A 17,193-nucleotide genomic window follows, 5' to 3' on the forward strand; every position below is an offset into this window, starting at 1 on the left:
CTTCTGTCTCCTTCGGCGGCTGGGCCGCCTCCCGCTCGGGAGGTCCCTGGCTTTGCGTCCCCGCCTCTCGACGGGTTTGCCTTTCTCGGTGCCGCACGCGACGGCGGGTGGAGCGCCGGCTCGCGCCGGTTCGGCGCGTCGAAAGCACGGGAGAAAACTCGCACTTGGGAACTGCGCCGACCGTACTGTAACCACGGATTTGCGGGGTTGTAGGGGAAATGGACTTTTCGGTCGGATAGCCCCCTCGGCGCGGTTTTGTGCCGACTCGGCTCGCGAGTGATCATCTTTTCGTCCGACCGCCGGCCGCCGGTACGGTCGGCCCATGGCGTACGACGAAACGCTCGCGGCACGGGTACGCGACCTGCTGGCGCCCCTCCCCGGGGCGTGCGACAAGCGGATGTTCGGCGGCCTCGGCTTCCTGACCGACGGGCACCTGACCGTCGCGCTGAACCACGACGACCTGATGGTCCGCGTCGGGCCGGACGCCACCGCGGAGGCCCTCACCCGACCCGGCGCCCGGCCGTGCACGATGGGCGCCCGCACGATGCGCGGCTGGGTGCTCGTCGACGGCGAGGTGCTGGACGACGACGTGCTGGCCGGGTGGATAGAGCGGGCGCGCGCGTTCGTGTCGACCCTGCCGCCGAAGTGACCCGCCCGGCGCCACGATTCGGGCTCGCGGCGGCGGTGCTGGCCCTGACCGCCACCACGCTGGGACCTCCGGCCCCCGTCTCGGCCCCCACCCCGGCTCCGCAGGAACCGGGGTGGCGGCTCGTCTGGCACGACGAGTTCGACGGCTCCGCGGTCGACCGGGCCCGGTGGAACGTGCGCGACGGCGAGGGCCGCGACATCGACCTCGGCTGCAATGTGGACAGTCCGGACAACGTCCTCGTCGGCGGCGGCACCCTCACCCTGCGCGCCCTGCGCCGGGAGGTGGCCTGCGGCTCGCAGACCCGGCAGTACACGCAGGCGTACCTGGACACGATCGGCAAGGCGTCGTGGACGTACGGGCGCTTCGAGATCCGGGCCCGGTCGCCCGGAGCGCCGGCCACCTCCCAGGGCCTGTGGCCGGCGTTCTGGCTGCGCCCCGACGACGGCGGCAACGGCGAGATCGACGTGATCGAGCTGCCCGGCGGCGCCCGGTGGTACGACCGGTTCACCGCCGCGATCTTCTGGGACTACAGCCCGGTCAAGCAGGACACCAGGATCGCGCTGCCGGGCGGCGGGCACCCCGGCGACGGCTTCCACACGTACGTCACCGAGTGGGACGCGACGTCGCTGCGGTGGTACGCCGACGGACAACTCGTCTGGACCCGGGACCGCGGCACCACCCCGTGGTACGGCGACGCGTTCGGCAAGCCGTACAACCTGCGGCTGAACTTCCAGGTCGGCGGCTGGCTGGGGGCGCCCGGCGCGGCGACCCGGTTTCCCGCGGACTTCGTCGTCGACCACGTACGGGTGTACCAGCGGTGAGCGCAGGTGGCCGCGGCGATGGACGTTCACCTATCGTCTAGGACGTGCTGAACGAGTCGACGCGGGTGTCCGTACCCGGGCAGCGAGCCCCGTCCGACCCGCTCGCCGCCACCGGCGACCCCCGGCAGCGGCAGGACGGCCTCGGCTGGGTGACCCGGGCGCTCTTCGACGACCCCGGCGTGACCCTCACGATCGGCGACGACCCTGCCGCCGCGGCCCGGTGGGCGGTCATCCCGTCCCTCGCCGACGCGCGCTTCCTGCTCCCCCTGGCCTCCCGCCGGGTCACCGCCGCGTCGCTGCTGGCGTACAACGCGCTGCGCCCGCCGAAGGTCCGCGCCGGCCGGGCCGCGGTCGGCTCGCTCGCCCGCGCCGGCCTGCTGGGGCTGACCCGGGCGCCGATCCTCTCGGCACGCACCCGCGGGCCCGGCGACCTGCTCGCCTCGTTCCTGGCCGACCGGCTCGGCGTGCCCCGGCTGCACGCCGCGATCGGCATCCGCCCGCCGGACCCGCACCACAAGCCGACGCTCCAGCTCTTCGACGACCGCGGCCGCCCCCGCGGGTACGCGAAGATCGGCTGGAACGACGGCACCCGGGCGATGGTCCGCGCCGAGGCCGCCACGCTGGGCGAGCTGCCCTCCGGCGGCGGCTTCCCGCCCGCGCCGCGGCTGATCCTGCACACCCGCTGGCGCGGCCGGGAGGTGGCCGTCATCGAGCCGATGCCGCGCACCGTGCGGCGCATCCGGCGCCCGGACCGTCCCCGCGTCGAGGCCATGCTGGCGGTCGCGCGCCGCGGCGGACCGGCCACCGGGCCCCGGCCCGTCGCCGACCTGGTGGAGACGTGGCGGCGCCGGGCGGAGGGCGCCGATCCGCGCATCCACGCCTTCATCGACGCCCTGGCCACCGGCCCGGAGCTGGAGTTCGGCGACTGGCACGGGGACTGGGTGCCGTGGAACATGGCCCGGCACCGGGGGCGGCTGCTGGTGTGGGACTGGGAGAACCGGTCCACCGGCGTACCGGTCGGCTTCGACCTGGCCCATCAGGCGTTCCAGACCGCCCTGTCCACGCGCGGGCGGCCCGCCGCCGACTGCGCGGCCGCGGTGGACGAGGCGCTGCGGGCGTACGGGCCGGAGCTGGGCCTGGACCCGCCGCGGCAGCGGTTCGTGGCCGACGGCTACCTGGTGGAGCTGTGGCTGCGCACGTACGAGCTGTCCGGCGGCGGCGCGGGCTGGAACCCGAAGCTGCACCCGGCGCTGCTCGACGTGCTGGCCACCCGCCTGCCGCGATGAGGACGCCCGCGCTCGCCGCCGTCGAACGGTGGTATCGCGAGCGGATAGCGGGCCTGCTCAACTCCGGCGACGCGGTCGCGGCGCGGGTGCGGGCCAGCGCCCTCGCCGTGCTCTCCTCCGGGGGCAGGCTGACCACGGTGCAACGGTCGATGCTGACGTCGGCGATCGAGGAGCTGGAGCGGCGGCCCTGGGGCACCTATCCGCACAGCGCGGAGATGCTGCACCTCGCGCGGCTGGTCGCCGCCGCGGCTCAGGACCAGTCGAAGGTCATGCCCAGCCGGTCGGCGAGCGCCGCGTTGTACGGCCGGAAGTAGGCGGCCAGCTCGCCGCGCACGGCGTCGTCCATCCCCCGGCTGGGGCGGTCGTTGAAGACGTCGTACGCGGGCAGCTCGTACGCCGGCAGCCCGATGAACTCCAGGACGCGCGCGTACGTGGCGGCGGGCTCCCGGTAGAACGTCTCGCTGGCGACGAAGAGCAGCTGGGAGCGGTCGAAGCGGTCCAGCCACGGCTCCAGGTGTTCCAGGTAGCGCCCGCGCGCCCGGTACGTGTACCAGTCGTACGGCCGGGAGAAATAGCTCGGATCGGCCAGCAGCCGGTCCCGCTCCCCCGCCGTACGCTCCTGTTCGGCGGCCAGGGCGTCCGCGAAGTCCAGCGGCTCCACGCCCTCGCCCCGGCGCTCCTTCCAGTGCGAGTACGCCCGCTCGACCGGGTCCCGCAGCAGCACGATCATCCGCGCGTCCGGCATCAGCTCCGCCACCCGCCCGGCGGTCGGAGGATGGAACATGTAGAGCGGCGCGGCCTCGCCCACTTTGGACGGTCCGCCGTGCCGGCGCTCCAGCGCGTCCCGCTGCCGCCGCGTCGGGAAGTGCGACCGGTACCAAGCCTCGCCCCGGTGCCAGTTCTCCTCGAAGTAGTGCGACGTCTTGGTGTTCCACGCCGGGAAGAGCCGCGGCACGAGCGGATGCTGGATCAGGTACCGCCACAGCGAGGTGGTGCCGCCGCGCTTGGTGCCGATGACGAGGAAGTCCGGCAGCGGGCGGCGGTCGCTGGTGCGCTCGCCGTACCGGACCAGCAGCTCGCGGAGCTGCTCCCGGGCGCCGCGCGGCGCGGCACCCTTGATCAGGTCCTTGACGCTCACGCGGGCTTCTCCTTGGGGTTGAGACGGGCCAGGGCCCGCCGGACGCGGCGGTCGGCGAGCAGGGCGAGGGCGCCGGCGGCGAGCAGGGCCAGGGCGATCGCGAGGCCCGGCAGGCCGCGGCCGGCGATCAGCGTGCCGGTCAGGGCGGCGGCGCCGGTCGCGGCCGAGACCGCGAGGGCGCAGACCGCGACGGTACGCCCGAAGAGCGGCTCACCCAGCGCCCGCCGGGCCAGCACCGCCGCCAGCGCGTTCTCCGTCACGATCCCCGCCGCCCAGGCCACCGCCGCACCGAGGGCGCCGTGCGCGGGCACCAGCACCAGGCACAGCACGACGTTGAGGGCGAGCCCGGCGACGGTGGCCGCCAGATGCCCCCGGCTGTTGCCGCTCATCAGCAGCACCGTCTGCACCAGCCCCACGCCGACGTTGACCAGCATGGCCACCGCCAGGACGGCCAGGGGCGCGGCACCGGCCCGGAACTCCCGGCCGAACAGGGCCAGGAACGCCGGGGCGAAGGCGGCCAGGATCAGGTACGCCGGCCAGGACAGCAGGACGATCGCCAGGCTCGTACGCCGGTAGACCCGCGCCGCCTCCCCGCGCCGCCCGTCGCCGAGCAGCCGGGAGAGTTGCGGGGCGACGGCGACCCGCAGCCCCTGCATGACGAGCAGGCCGGCGAGGGCGTACCGGCCGACGGCGGCGAAGACCCCGGCCTCGGCCTGGGTGGCCAGCGCGCCGGTCAGCAGCACGCCGACCCACATGCTGCTCGCGTCGATGGCGACCGACGCGGCGCGGGGCAGCGCGAAGCCCCAGAACCACGGCCAGTCGGCGGGCTCGGGGCGCAGCGACGCCCCGGCCCCGATGCCCAGCGGCGCGACGACCAGCGCCGCCGCGATGAGCAGCGCGGCGCCGACCGGCAGCAGCCAGCCGCCGAAGCCGAGCAGCACTCCCCCGCCGGCCAGCACCGCGGCGATCATCAGCGCCGGCCGGGCGATCGGCACGAGCAGGAACTGCACCGCCACGTACGCCGACACAGGCCGGGTCGCGCGCACCGCCGCGAGCAGGATCGTCGCGGCGACGATCACCGGTACGCCCGCGAACGCCAGCCGGACCAGCGCGGTGCCGTCCGGGTCGTCGAGCAGCGCCCGCGACACCGGCCCGGCGGCGGCGATCCCGGCGGCCGCGACCAGCAGCGCCACGCCCAGCGGCGGCAGCACGGCCAGCGGCAGCAGCCGGGCCGCGCCGCCGCCGGGACCCCGCTGCCGCCGGGGCACCGCCCACATCAGCCCGGTGTCGGCGCCCAAGCAGCAGACCGCGCCGGCGATGGTGACCAGCCCGATCACAGCGAACAGGGCGCCGGAGCCGTCCGCGCCGAACGTGCGCACGATGGCGGTGGTGAGCACGAAGCCGAAGACGCCGTTGACCGCGGCGCCGGCCAGCCCGACCGCGCCGCTGCGGGTGCTGCGCCGCACCTCGTCCCGGTCCGCGACCGCGGTCATGCCGGCTTCTCCCTCGGTTCCCGGTTGACCGGCCCGTCGACTGCGGCCAGCCCCAGGCCGACGGCGAAGAACAGCACCGACATGTTCGGATCGATGTACGCGTAGAACGGCGTCACGATCGCGGCGATGACCGGCAGCGAGCTGAGCCACAGGCCGGCCGGGGTCACGGCGGCGGCCAGCCGCCGGGCCACGAGCAGCAGGATCAGGTAGAAGCAGATGGTCGCCGGGATGCCGTGGCTGTAGAGCAGCTGCCAGATCATGCCCTGGGTGCCGAGCGGCTCGGCGGCGTGCGTGGTGTCGACCGACTTCGGCTGGCCGAACCCGAGCAGCGGCGAGTGCATGACCGCGGCCCACGTCTGCGCGTACAGGTCGAAGCGGTCGGAATTGGTGTCGGTCGTCGAGGTGCGGCGGGTGATCAGGTCCAGGACCGGGATGAACAGGGTCACCACCCAGCCGGCGAAGAGCAGGCCGCCCACCGGCAGCATCATCCGCATCCGGCCGTGCAGGGCCTCCCGGCCGAGCAGGTAGAGCACGCCCGCGCCGAGCCCGATGAACATCCCGCGGTTCAGCGTGAGGAAGGCCGGCACCACGGAGAGCGGCAGCGACACCAGCAGCACGATCCGGAGCACGCCCCGGCGCACCGAGGTCACGTACGCCAGCACGAACGGCACGAGGAAGCAGTAGGCCGTACCCCAGTTGTTGGTGTACGGGTACGGCGCCGCCGGCCGGTAGATCGGGTTGCGGCTCGACGGGTTGAACTCGGTCGCGTCCAGCCGGGCCAGGTCGGTGATGAAGCGCTCGCCCCGCACCGAGTCCGGCAGCACCATCGTCAGCGGGCTCGGCACGCTCAACTTCGGCGCGATCACGCCCAGCCAGCCCAGCGCCACCATGGCGAGCCAGAACAGCGCGAGCGGGTTCGCTATCCGGGCCCACCCCACCCGGTCCCGGGCCAGGTTGTAGACGTAGATGCCGACGATCAACGCGGTGAACAGGTGGCCCAGCCGCATCCCGAAGATCAGCAGCGAGGTGACGCGTTCCAGCCGGGTGGCGCTGATCGCGACCAGGCCCAGCAGGATCAGCCAGAGCCAGGTGCCGGTGGGCATCCGTACGTCGCCGCGGGTGGTGAGCAGGGCGAGCAGGATCACACCGAAGAAGGGCCAGACGAAGTACCAGACGCCGAGGCCCCACCAGACCGGCATGAGCCCGAACATCACGGTCAGCGGCCACACCGGGAGCTTGGCCGTGCGTACCCGCCAGGCCTTCGGGTCGAGCACCCCCGGTTCGACCGCGGCGACCGCGCGCGCCCGGGCCGGCGCGGTCGCTCGTGCGACGCGCCGGGCCCGCACGGACGTCCGGGCCAACCTCAGATCCCCCTGCCGCGCTTCTGAGCCATCCGCAGCACCCGCTCACCGGTCATCAGCCGCAGGATCACCGGTACGGTCACCAGCACGCGCTTCTCCCGCGGGTTGAGCCGCACCACCGCCGCCAGCTCCCGCAACGCCTCGAGGCGCCGGTTGCCCGAGGCCAGGGCGAACGCGATCTGCCCCCGCAGCCGGGCCAGTCCGGCGCGGTCGCGGGCCAGATCGGGGTGCTTGGCGATGAGGTAGCGCTGGGCCTCGACGATGGTGGCCCACCGGCCGAAGTAGAACGAGCCGCCGTGCCAGTCCACGATGACCAGCGGCTGCCGCACGACGGCGACCGGCGTGTGCGAGGAGATCCGCAGCAGCCACTCGTAGTCCTCGCTGTAGCCGCCGGGGATGTCCTCGTCCACGTCGCCGGCCGCCTCCCACGTGGCGCGGCGGACGAGCATCGTGCTGGAGTGCACCTCCATCACCCGGTCGGCGAGAAACTCCTCGTACGTCACCAGCTCCCGCTCGAGGACCCGTTCCTTGTCGATGCCCGGGCCGCGCAGCCGCAGCCCGCAACTGACCGCGCCGATCGCCGGGTCGGCGAGCAGCTCGACCTGGCGGCTCAGCTTGGTCGGCAGCCAGAGGTCGTCGTCGTCGCAGAAGGCGAGCAGCTCGCCGGTGGCCGCGTCGGCGCCGCTGTTGCGCCCGCCGGGCAGGCCCGGCCGGCGGGTGTTGGTGATGAGCTTGAGCGACCGGTCCGGGCCGGTGGCGACGCCGAGGTCGCGGACGTCCACGTGGTCGTAGACGACGATGCACTCGACGGCACCCGGGTAGTCCTGCTGGAGGATGCTGGTGACGGCGCGTTCGAGCAGGCCGGGGCGGTCCCGGGTGGCCACGATGACGCTGACGTCCGGGTAGCGGTCACGCACCGCGGCCCCCGGTCAGGACGAAGCCGACCGTCTGGGCGCCGGCCGACCGCAGCCGGTCGACGAGGCGGCTCAGCTCCGCGTTGCGGGTCCGGTCGCGGGCCACGACGAGCACGGCGACGCCGCTCTGCGCGGCGCGGACGCCCCGCTCGTCGGTGTCCGAGGGCGGCGCGTCGATGACCACGACCCCGGTGTCGGGCTCCTCGCCGAGGGTGCAGAGCCGGACCACGCCGCCGCCGATCAGCACGACCAGCGGGGCGCGGGTCTCGGCCTCGGTCCGGGGCTGCGCCGGAGGCAGCGGGATGGTCACCGAGGCGGGAGCGCCGTTGCGCCCCGAGTTCGTGTCGATGATCAGGGTGGCCTCGGGGTCGTTGGAGCTGACCCGCGCCCCGGGGCGCGCCTCGGCGAGGCGTACCCCGGAGGTCTGGGTGCGGGTGACGCCGGGCGCGACCGTCTGGCGGCCCGGACCGGTCGCCGGACCCGAACCGTTGAGCTTGGCGCCGGGCGGCGTGACCGTGCGCGGCCGCGGCGGCGTCCGCTTCTGCGCACCGAAGAGGATCGGCTTGAGGTGCTCCTGCGCCTCCGGCGGCGCGACCAGCGTGACGTCCCGGCCGGCTTCGGCGAGGGCCACGGCCAGGTTGCCGCTCACCGTCGTGCGGCCCTCGTCCTCGCGCCCGGAGAGCACCACCAGCGCCCGGTCCGGATTACGGTCGATCCATTTCAGTACGGCCAGGGACACGTACCGCGCGTCGGCGGCGGCACCGTCGCCGGAGCGCTTCCCGGCGGCGCGGACCACGCCGAGCGCGGGCACCCCGACGATGTCGGCGGCCTGGTCGATCGAGCGGATGCGGCGGTCCAGCGCCTCGCGGGCGTGCGCCACGACCATGCCGAGCAGTAGGCCGCCCAGCACCGCGGCGGCGACGTACAGCATCGCGGCGTCGTGGCTGGACGGCACCGGGGCGCGGGCGGCGGCGGCGATCGAGCCGGGGCTCAGGTCGGCGGAGGCCACCTTCGCGCGGGCGTTCGCCAGCTGCGCGATCTGGTCGTTGAGGGCGTTGACCTGGTCCAGCCTCGCCTGGGTACGCGGCGACATGTTCTCGGCGGTGGACGCCGTGCCCTCCGGGAGCTCCTTCTGGGCGCTGCGCCGCTGCGCCGTGACCGACTTGATGGTGTTGTCGTACGACAGCATCAGCGCGGCCCGCTGCTGCTTGTAGATGCCCTCACGAACCCGCAGGTACGTCTCCGCGGCGGTGTTCGCCCCGGTGATGGCGCTCTGCTCGGTGTCGTCGGAGAACTGGAACCGCAGCACCTGACCGCCGGTGGGCACCTCGGTGGTGAGCGAGTCGCGGACGTCCTCCGGGTCGCGCCGCAGGATCTCGGCGGTGGAGTCGATGACGTCGTTGCCGAGGGCGATGCCGTTCTCGGCGGTCATGTTGATCGCCCGGTCCGCGCCGCTGGAGGGCAGCGTGAACGGGTCGGTGACCACGGGACGCAGCACGACGACCGCGGTGGCGCGGTAGGTGGCCGGGAGGAAGACGAGGTAGGCGCCGACGAGGGCCACGACGATCGCGGCGACCGCCACCACCCCGGGCCAGCGGCGCAGCGGAATCCGTACGACGTCCGCAAAGCCCACGACCCGCTGCCGGCTCGCGGCGACGGAATCAGTCACATCCATGTGTCGTCTCTCCCCGACATGTGCAGTTGTGGTTCCGATGCCGGAAGGTACCCGGCCGGGCTGCGCCGCCCGGCCGGGGCCGTCCCGCGTGTGGCGTCCTTCGCTACGAGGTGGCGAAGAACAGCGTCGGGTTGTTCCAGTTGGTGGCCGTCGTCTTCGGCGCCACCACCGTCGCCGAGGCGCCGGCGACCGCCGTGGCCGCGGCCGGGTCGAAGGTCACCTTCCGCAGCGAGCCGTCGGTGGAACCATAGACGAGCTTCCCCGCCACCCAGGTCATACCACGGACCGTGCGCCAGTCGATACCCGTCGTGGGCAGGGTGAAGGCGGTGCAGCCGACCACCGAGCCGTCCGGCGTGAGGTAGCGGTAGAACAGCGAGTTGCTCGACGAGGTCGTGTAGTACATGCGGCCCTGGAGGAAGAAGGCGCCGGTCATGCTGGCCGCGGTGAACCACGAGTTGTAGCCGCTGCCGACCCAGGGCGCGCTGAGGGTGCCGCTCGCCAGGGTGGAGACGTTCAGCACGCTGCCGCTGGCCGCCGAGGAGTCCGTCTTCGCCCAGTAGACCTTGTTGGACAGCGCGAACGCCGCCTTGGCGCCGGTGAGCTGCGGCTGGTTGACGGTCGACGCGGTGCCGATGCCGCTGGCGGCGTACGAGACCTTCTTGACCTTGCCGTCGCCCGCCCCGAGGTAGAGGAAGCCGGAAGCGGCCTGGGGCGCGTCCTGCACGGCGATCGTCCGGCCGCCCGAGCTCGGGAAGTAGCCGAGCCGGCCGTGGTACTCGTTGCCGAGGCCGTCGGAGTCCTGGCCGATGAACAGGCCGCTCGGGCCCTTCCACATCTCCCACATGATCGGGCCCCAGCTGGTGCCCCCGGTGGGAAGCTGGCTGCCCGGCGAACGGCCCGGGTTCCAGGCGAGCGGCACGCCGTTCTGCTGGTCCAGCGCGGCGATGCCGTACCGGCCCACCGCGCCGGCGCCGGCGGAGTCGTCGCCGTTGGTGTTGTTCTGCCAGCGGAAGTGCCCGCCGATGTAGACGACGCCGTCGGCGACCTCGAGGGACGTCACCGAGTCGCTACCGGTGAAGTCGACCCAGGTGGCCTTCACGTCGGTGCCCCGGTCCGCGGTCTCCCACCGGGCGGTCGAGTCGCAGTAGCCGTCGCCGTCACCGCCGTCGGCGACGATCACGAAGTAGCTGCCGTCGTCGGCGAAGTCCACGTCGCGCGCGTAGAACGGGAACGCGGTGCTGGCGCAGGCGGGGACGTACCGGTCGGTGTTCCAGTTCGCCACGGCGGGCGTGCCCGAGGTGTCGATCATGACCACCTGGTTGCGGGCGGCGCCGTTGACCTTGGTGAAGTTGCCGACCGCCACGACCGTGTTGCCGTTGGGGGCGACCGCGAGGCCCCACACCAGCTCGGTCGAGTCCGGGTACGGCCGCGCGCCGCTCGCGTCCACCTGGAACGTGGAGTCGATCGCACCGGTGGTGGCGTCGAGCCGGGCCAGCAGCGAGTGCTCGGTGCCGTTGACCCAGTGGAACGCGCCGGCGATGTAGAGGTGGTTGCCGTGCACGATCGCGCGGCGCACCACACCGCCGTCGGCGCGGCCCGCCCAGCTGGTGATCGTCGCGCCGGTCGCCGGGTCGAGCTCGACCAGGTTCTTGCGGGCCACCCCGTTCACCGTGCCGAAGCTGCCGCCGACGATGAGCTTGCCGTCCGGGCTGACCGCGAGGGTCTGCACGGCGCCGTCCAGCACCGGCTTGAACCCGGTCTTCAGGGCTCCGGTGCCGATGTCGTACGCGATGAGGTTGCTCGCCGTGGACCACGCGGTGGCACCGGCCGCCTTGACGCCGGTGAACGACCCTCCCGCGTAGACCGTGGTGCCGATCTGCGCGAAGGCCCGCATGCTGCCGTTCTGGGCGTGCGGCGTGTTGTCCGCGGGGTTCGCCGTGACGAGGGTGGCCGCCTTGCTCGGCGGCACGTACACGGCGCTGGCGGGGATGGCGGTCAGGGCGACCGTCAGACTCATCACCGCGGCCGGCACCAGGATCCTGGTGAGCGGCCGCGGCCGGAGTCGACGCTTCAGGGACACGGGTTCTCCTAGTCGGAATGCGGAAACTGACGCTGTGCTGGTCAAGCTGCTCGGCTCGGGAATCGCCGGGCCGGCCGGCGGCCCGGCGGGCTCAGCAGGAACGGGGTGACCCCGAGCGTGGCCCGGATCGACCAGCCCGCGGCCGTCTCCAGGTCGGCCAGGGTGAGGCCGCCCACCTCGCGTGCCACCACCAACTTCCTGCCCTCCAGCTCCCGAGCCATCGCCACCTGATGGTCGTCGACGTGCTCCCCGTACGCCTTGCGGCGCGGCACGTAGATCGCGCGCTTGCCGGCCTGCATGGCCGCCAGCGCCGAACCCACCCCGGCGTGCGAGATGACGACGTCGGCCTCGGCCATGGCCTGCCGCATCTCCGCGGCCGGCACCTCCCGGCGCGCGCCGGCGGGCATCTTATCGATGACGGTGGACCCGACTTGCCAGAGGATGTCCCACTCCGGCGGTAATAGTCCGACCAAGCGCGTGAGGAGACGCGGGAAGGTGAACCGCTCGTGCGTGCCGAGGGTCACCACCACCTTGCGGACGGGCGGCGGCTCGGTCAGCGCCTCGGCCTCGAACGCGTCGAAGATGGACCCGCCGTAGTGCCAGGCCCCGCCGGCCCACGACGGACACTGCGTGTAGAGCCCGACCCGGCGCAGTCGGGCCGCCAGCCGGCCGGTCAGCGACGGCCCGTCCGTCCGCGTCGCGCTCTCGATGTACGTGCACCGGATGCCGGCCGCCGCCGCGGGCACGAAGAACGCCATCGCCACGGCCGCGCCGGTGCTGATCACGTGCTCGTAGCGCTCGGCCCGGAACATGCGCTGGGCGACGGCCATGTCGCGGACGACGCCGGCCACGTCGCGGCTGCTCACCGGCGGAACGTAGACGACATCCTCGCCGGCGAGCAGGGACCGGCTCTGGACGCTGTCGAAGGTGACCCACCGGCGCGCGCCGAGGCCGAGCCGGGGCGCCAGGTCGTGCAGCTCCGCGAGGTGGCCGCCGGTGGAGGCGACGAGGAGGGCGGTCACGGGGCCGCCATTTCCGCGGTCTTGCCCACTGCCGGGGCCTTCTCCGCTGCCGGGGCCGGGTAGCGGCCGGCCAGGACGCAGACCGCGACCGCGTAGCCGAGGAACAGGATCGGGCCGAACATCAGGCCGCTGATCACGTCGGTCAGCCAGTGCTTCTCGGTGTACATCCGGGAGTAGCCCTCGTAGGACGCCATCACGAGCACCACCGTGCCGAGCGCCACCTGCCAGCGCCGGTTCAGCCGCCAGGTCAGCGCCGCGAAGAGCGCGACCGCCCCGAACGTCATGACGATCCGGGCGATACCCCCCGACGGGTACGTGCCCAGCCCGGTCGGCGGGTGCCCCCGGTCCACCATGGCCGCGAGGATCGCCTGCACGTACTGCTCGAACGGGAAGCTGGCCAGGATCGCGACGAGCGGGATCCAGAACCGCCGCCGCCACAGCACGGCGAAGCCGACGGCGGCCACCACGACCACCTTCTTCAGCGGATCCCGGTCGCCGAGCGTCGTGTAGAACCAGTTGAAGTCCTCGAACCCGGGCGTACGGCGATCCGTGATCCACAACAGCACCGGCCAGTCGACCGCGTCCTCCAGGCTGTGCGCGAGCAGCCCGAGCGGCCAGCAGACCGCGACCACGACGGCGCCCCAGAACAGCAGCAGGCACAGCGCGGTCACCGGCCGGCCCAGCGTCACGACGAGCCCCGCGACGGCCTCCCGCGTGCGGGTCGCCAACCGGCCACGGGCGAGCCGGCGGCCCGGCCCGTACGCGAGCAACGGCGCGGCCACGGCGGGCACCGCGACCGAGAGCGCGGCGATGAAATACAGCAAAACCACGAACTGTCCCCACATCCCGTACGGCGGTCCCGACGCACGATTCCGTTGATTGCCGGGCGCGTCTAGTACGCGCCTGCGCCCCGCATCACGACCATCGCGGTCCGCATGAGGATGACCAGGTCCATCGTCAGCGACCAATTCTCCACATAGCGCAGATCCAGACGGACCGAGTCCTCCCACGACAGGTCCGACCGCCCGCTGACCTGCCACAGCCCGGTCATCCCCGGCCGCACCACCAGCCGGCGCCGCATGTCCTGCGGATACTGCTCGACCTCGTCCGGCAGCGGCGGGCGCGGCCCCACCAGCGACATCTCCCCCAGCAGCACGTTGAGCAGCTGCGGCAGCTCGTCGAGCGAATACCGGCGCAGGAACCGGCCGGACCGGGTGACCCGCGGATCGTCCCGGATCTTGAAGAGGACCTCGGAGAACTCGTTCTGCTCCCGCATCGCGGCCAGGCGCGCCTCGGCGTCGGCGTGCATGGTCCGGAACTTGTACATCCGGAACATCTCCCCGCCGCGCGCCACCCGCACCTGCCGGAAGAAGACCGGCCCGCCGGAATCCAGCTTGATGATCACCGCGATGGCGGCGAACACCGGCGCGAGCAGCACCAGCAGCAGGGCGGCCACCGAGACGTCGAACACCGACTTGATCAGCCGGCGGCCGCCGGAGAGCCGGGGGTGCTCGATGTGCATCATCGGCAACCCGTCGACCGGGCGTACGGTGATGCGGTCTCCCGCCGTGTCCACCAGGGACGACGAGACGATGAGGTCGATGTCGTCGCGCTCCAGCTCCCAGGCGAGCCGGCGCAGCATCGGCCCGTCCAGCTCGGGGCAGGACAGCACCATGACGGTGTCCGCCCCGGCCGCCGCCGCCGAGTTGGCCGCCGCGCCGAGCGCCCCGAACACCGGCACGTCCACCGTGCGCGCCGCACCGGCCAGCTGGTCGGCGGGCAGGCAGGCGCCGATGACCTGCAACCCGTGGTGGTAGCGGCGGTGCAGCTGGCTGGTGAGCTGGGCGACGGCGGGCGCGTGACCGAGCACGAGCACCCGGTGCATGCAGGCACCCCGGCGCCGCGCCCGGTGCAGGACCTTGCGCAGCGCGAACCGGCCGGCCAGGGACAGCGCGGTGGTGAGGACCAGGACGAGCAGCAGATAGCCGCGGGCGAGATCGGCCTTCGCCACGTACGACGCCAGCGCCATGCCCACGGTCAGGCGCACCCCGGCCCGCAGCACCCGCTGATACTCCTCGCCGCCGACGAACAGGACGCGGCGCTCGTACGCGTGCGTCAGCGCCAGCAGGCCCACCCAGACCGGCGGGATGAGGGCGGAGAGGGCGAGATACCAGTTCGCGTACGCCGCGCCCTGGAAGCGCAGCACGAAGGCGGCCAGCGTGGCCAGGAGGGTCGCCCCGAAGTCGATGATCAGGAGCAGCTTGACGTAGCGCGCCTCCCACATCCAGCGGTCGGCGTGGCCGCGGGCCCAGATGTCGCCACCGGCGAGATCGGGATGATCAGCGATCTTCGGAATGTCCTGCGTATCGGCGTTTCCCGCCGTCGTACCCGTCGTCACAACGCCTCTGCCTCCGGTGAGACCCCACGCCCACTAGGCAATTTCGCGCACACCATCTGTTACACGCCCCCACCCTTTGGCCCATGACGTACAAGGCAGGACGCCCGGGCGGTGAACGCTGGCGAGGACCGATGAAAAACGGTCCTCAGTTTTCGGGACCCATCCGCGGCCAGGGCGCCGGGGCGGGCAAACGCTGGTCCACATCGGACAAATTAACAGCCGCACCGGTACGGCGGAAGGGTCGCCGAGACGACCGTTTCCGGTCCGCTTTCGAGGGATTGGTCGCTGCTATTTGCCCGATAGAGGAATTCGCGGCTTCGCACCGTAACACAGCACGGGCCGCCGTCACCCCGGCCAGGCAAAGGTGATCATCGATTTAGCGGGCGGAGTGGGTGGATCGTCCGTATTGGACCGGCGTGCGCCGATGTGAGACACGCCCATCGATGCCGGTTCTTGACAACCATCGATTCAGTGCGGCCGCCCGCCGTGGCAGCGCTCCCACCATTCAGCCGCTGCTCAGACCCGGAAAACCCGCCGATCGGGTTCCGGCCCTCGACGGCCGGTCACTCCCAGCGGAAGGAGCGCGCGGCGGCGGTGAGGGAGACCGCCGCCCAGAGCGTCAGGCTCAGCCAGATGACGCCCGGGACCGCCGTACCCGCGGTGAGGGTGTCACGCAGGGCCTCGGCGTGCGCGGCGAGCGGGAGCAGGAAGTAGCCCGCCGAGCCGAGGTCCGGCGCGGCGAACATGATCCCCCCGGCCGCCAGCATCAGCACGTAGATCAGGGTCGCCGCGGCGGTCACCGTCTCCGGGCGCAGCAGGCTCGCGATCAGCAGCGCGAGACCGCAGTACGCGGCGGTCGCCAGCACCGTCACCCCGATCGCCGGCAGCACCTGCGCCAGGTCCGGGCGCCAGCCGGCCGCGACGCCGACCACGCCGAGCGCGACGACCTGGAGCAGGACCAGGCAGAGGATCGCCGCGGTCTTGGCGAACAGCAGGCCGGGGCGGGTGAGCGGGGAGGCGCCGAGGCGTTTCAGGACGCCGTAGCTGCGCTCGTACCCGGTGGTGATCGCCTGTCCCGTGAAGGCCGTCGACATGACCGTCAGGGCGAGCACCCCCGGCACCACGTAGCCGAGCCGGTCGTCGCCGGGCACGTTGGTGGCGTTCGTCAGCCCCGCGCCGAGCAGGACGAGGAGCGGCACGCCCATCGCGAGCACGACGGCCTCGCCCCGGCGGGCGGTGAGGATCAGCTCCATGCGCACCTGGCGGCGCAGGATCGCCCGCAGGGGTGCGCGTCCCGGTGCGGGCGTGAAGGTGCCGGTGGTCATCGCGTCGCTCCCGCGGTCAGGGCCAGGTAGACGTCCTCGAGGGTGCGGCGCCGGGTGTTGACCGCGGTCACCTGGGCCCCGGCGGCGGCGAACCACCCCAGCACCGCCGCGATCGCCTCGGTGTCGAGGGCACCGGCGATCGCGTACTCGCCCGGGGACTCCTCGGTCACCTTCACGTCGAGGGTGGCGGCGAGGGTGAGGCCGGGCTCCGCGCGTACCTGAAGAAGGTCGATCCCGGCGGCGGCCGTGAGCTCGGCCGGCGTGCCCGTGGCCGCGACCACGCCGTCGTTCATGATGACGACATGGTCGGCGAGGCTCTCGGCCTCGTCGAGCAGGTGGGTGGTGAGCAGGACGGTGACGCCGTCGGCCCGCAGGCTCTCGACCAGCTTCCAGGTGGTCTGCCGCGCCCCGACGTCCATCCCGGCCGTCGGCTCGTCGAGGAAGACGAGCTCGGGACGCCCCACCAACGCCACGGCGAGCGACAGCCGCTGCTGCTCGCCGCCGGACAACCGCCGGAACGTGGTCTTGGCGAACTTCCGCAGCCCCAGCCGGTCGAGCAGCATGTCCACATCGAGCGGCCGCGCGGCGAACGAGGCGAACAGCCGCAGGATCTCGCCGGCGGTCGCCCACGGATAGACGCCGCCCGACTGCAACATGATCCCGAGCCGCGGCATCAGCGCGTCGTGGTCGGCCACCGGATCAAGGCCGAGAATCCGTACGGATCCCGCATCGGGCCCGCGGAACCCCTCACAGACCTGGAGCAAACTGGTCTTTCCGGCCCCGTTGTCACCCAGCAGGGCCAGGATCGACCCGCGCGGCACCGTCAGGGAGACCCCGTCCACCGCGGTGACCTCGCCATACTTGACGACGACGCCCTGCACTTCGACGGCGGCCTCAACCATGGGCAGAACTGTACTGGCAGGGGCCTCCCCCGCCGCCGCGCGTCCTGCCGGTGTGGCCCACACCCCCTGCCGCGGCCTCCCGGCCCGCGAGATCAAGTCACGAAGCGGCGTCGAAACGCCGTCGATCAT

At 72.9% G+C, this 17,193-nt stretch carries 15 protein-coding genes and 1 riboswitch; of the genes, 4 read left to right on the top strand and 11 right to left on the bottom strand.

Going from position 1 to position 17,193, the window contains the following annotated elements; translation table 11 throughout:
• Positions 1-11: 11 nt before the first annotated feature.
• Positions 12-91: riboswitch (cyclic di-GMP riboswitch) on the bottom strand.
• A gap of 231 nt (positions 92-322) precedes the next feature.
• From CLV70_RS28890 to CLV70_RS28905, 4 genes are read left to right on the top strand one after another with little or no spacing between them, the layout of a single operon-like run.
• Positions 323-649: a TfoX/Sxy family protein gene (locus CLV70_RS28890; protein WP_106129773.1), complete on the top strand. Its 327-nt coding sequence runs from the start codon at positions 323-325 to the stop codon at positions 647-649.
• Positions 646-1,470, top strand: a complete 825-nt coding sequence (locus CLV70_RS28895) for a glycoside hydrolase family 16 protein (protein ID WP_158277843.1) — start codon at positions 646-648, stop codon at positions 1,468-1,470. The genes CLV70_RS28890 and CLV70_RS28895 overlap by 4 nt, the downstream gene beginning before the upstream one ends.
• A gap of 47 nt (positions 1,471-1,517) precedes the next feature.
• Positions 1,518-2,756, top strand: a complete 1,239-nt coding sequence (locus CLV70_RS28900; RefSeq protein WP_245908531.1) for a hypothetical protein — start codon at positions 1,518-1,520, stop codon at positions 2,754-2,756.
• Positions 2,753-3,070: a hypothetical protein gene (locus CLV70_RS28905; RefSeq protein ID WP_106129775.1), complete on the top strand. Its 318-nt coding sequence runs from the start codon at positions 2,753-2,755 to the stop codon at positions 3,068-3,070. The genes CLV70_RS28900 and CLV70_RS28905 overlap by 4 nt, the downstream gene beginning before the upstream one ends.
• Here CLV70_RS28905 and CLV70_RS28910 read toward each other — a convergent pair.
• From CLV70_RS28910 to CLV70_RS28960, 11 genes are all read right to left on the bottom strand, one after another.
• Positions 3,007-3,894, bottom strand: coding sequence for a sulfotransferase family protein (locus CLV70_RS28910; RefSeq protein WP_106129776.1), 888 nt, complete (start codon positions 3,892-3,894; stop codon positions 3,007-3,009). The two genes, CLV70_RS28905 and CLV70_RS28910, sit on opposite strands and share 64 nt — an antisense overlap.
• Complete coding sequence (locus CLV70_RS28915; protein WP_106129777.1) at positions 3,891-5,387, bottom strand: lipopolysaccharide biosynthesis protein; 1,497 nt, start codon at positions 5,385-5,387, stop codon at positions 3,891-3,893. Before CLV70_RS28915 ends, CLV70_RS28910 begins: the two co-directional genes overlap by 4 nt.
• Positions 5,384-6,748, bottom strand: a complete 1,365-nt coding sequence (locus CLV70_RS28920) for an O-antigen ligase family protein (protein WP_245908516.1) — start codon at positions 6,746-6,748, stop codon at positions 5,384-5,386. The genes CLV70_RS28915 and CLV70_RS28920 overlap by 4 nt, the downstream gene beginning before the upstream one ends.
• A 2-nt stretch (positions 6,749-6,750) precedes the next feature.
• Positions 6,751-7,665, bottom strand: a complete 915-nt coding sequence (locus CLV70_RS28925) for a glycosyltransferase family 2 protein (RefSeq protein ID WP_106129778.1) — start codon at positions 7,663-7,665, stop codon at positions 6,751-6,753.
• On the bottom strand, positions 7,658-9,337 hold the full coding sequence (locus CLV70_RS28930; protein ID WP_106129779.1) for a hypothetical protein: 1,680 nt from the start codon (positions 9,335-9,337) through the stop codon (positions 7,658-7,660). The genes CLV70_RS28925 and CLV70_RS28930 overlap by 8 nt, the downstream gene beginning before the upstream one ends.
• Before the next feature lie 103 nt (positions 9,338-9,440).
• Complete coding sequence (locus tag CLV70_RS28935) at positions 9,441-11,354, bottom strand: NHL repeat-containing protein (protein ID WP_106129863.1); 1,914 nt, start codon at positions 11,352-11,354, stop codon at positions 9,441-9,443.
• Between the two features lie 104 nt (positions 11,355-11,458).
• Positions 11,459-12,439 (bottom strand): glycosyltransferase, encoded by a 981-nt coding sequence (locus CLV70_RS28940; RefSeq protein WP_106129780.1) that lies wholly within the window; start codon positions 12,437-12,439, stop codon positions 11,459-11,461.
• Complete coding sequence (locus CLV70_RS28945) at positions 12,436-13,269, bottom strand: phosphatase PAP2 family protein (protein WP_158277844.1); 834 nt, start codon at positions 13,267-13,269, stop codon at positions 12,436-12,438. Before CLV70_RS28945 ends, CLV70_RS28940 begins: the two co-directional genes overlap by 4 nt.
• 62 nt (positions 13,270-13,331) lie before the next feature.
• Positions 13,332-14,837, bottom strand: a complete 1,506-nt coding sequence (locus CLV70_RS28950; RefSeq protein ID WP_245908517.1) for a sugar transferase — start codon at positions 14,835-14,837, stop codon at positions 13,332-13,334.
• Between the two features lie 563 nt (positions 14,838-15,400).
• Positions 15,401-16,162 (bottom strand): ABC transporter permease, encoded by a 762-nt coding sequence (locus tag CLV70_RS28955; RefSeq protein ID WP_106129782.1) that lies wholly within the window; start codon positions 16,160-16,162, stop codon positions 15,401-15,403.
• The gene (locus CLV70_RS28960; RefSeq protein WP_106129783.1) at positions 16,159-17,064 is read right to left on the bottom strand and encodes an ABC transporter ATP-binding protein; all 906 of its coding nucleotides are present in this window, start codon (positions 17,062-17,064) and stop codon (positions 16,159-16,161) included. Before CLV70_RS28960 ends, CLV70_RS28955 begins: the two co-directional genes overlap by 4 nt.
• Between the last annotated feature and the right edge of the window lie 129 nt (positions 17,065-17,193).

It is taken from the genome of Pseudosporangium ferrugineum, from assembly GCF_003002065.1.
GTDB lineage: Bacteria > Actinomycetota > Actinomycetes > Mycobacteriales > Micromonosporaceae > Actinoplanes > Actinoplanes ferrugineus_A.

What these genes read in the sequence shown, in the direction of transcription:
- CLV70_RS28930 (WP_106129779.1), bottom strand. Translation starts at nt 9,337, where the DNA reads ATGGATGTGACTGATTCCGTCGCCGCGAGCCGGCAGCGGGTCGTGGGC.
- CLV70_RS28915 (WP_106129777.1), bottom strand. Translation starts at nt 5,387, where the DNA reads ATGACCGCGGTCGCGGACCGGGACGAGGTGCGGCGCAGCACCCGCAGC.
- CLV70_RS28890 (WP_106129773.1), top strand. Translation starts at nt 323, where the DNA reads ATGGCGTACGACGAAACGCTCGCGGCACGGGTACGCGACCTGCTGGCG.
- CLV70_RS28905 (WP_106129775.1), top strand. Translation starts at nt 2,753, where the DNA reads ATGAGGACGCCCGCGCTCGCCGCCGTCGAACGGTGGTATCGCGAGCGG.
- CLV70_RS28955 (WP_106129782.1), bottom strand. Translation starts at nt 16,162, where the DNA reads ATGACCACCGGCACCTTCACGCCCGCACCGGGACGCGCACCCCTGCGG.
- CLV70_RS28960 (WP_106129783.1), bottom strand. Translation starts at nt 17,064, where the DNA reads ATGGTTGAGGCCGCCGTCGAAGTGCAGGGCGTCGTCGTCAAGTATGGC.
- CLV70_RS28935 (WP_106129863.1), bottom strand. Translation starts at nt 11,354, where the DNA reads ATGAGTCTGACGGTCGCCCTGACCGCCATCCCCGCCAGCGCCGTGTAC.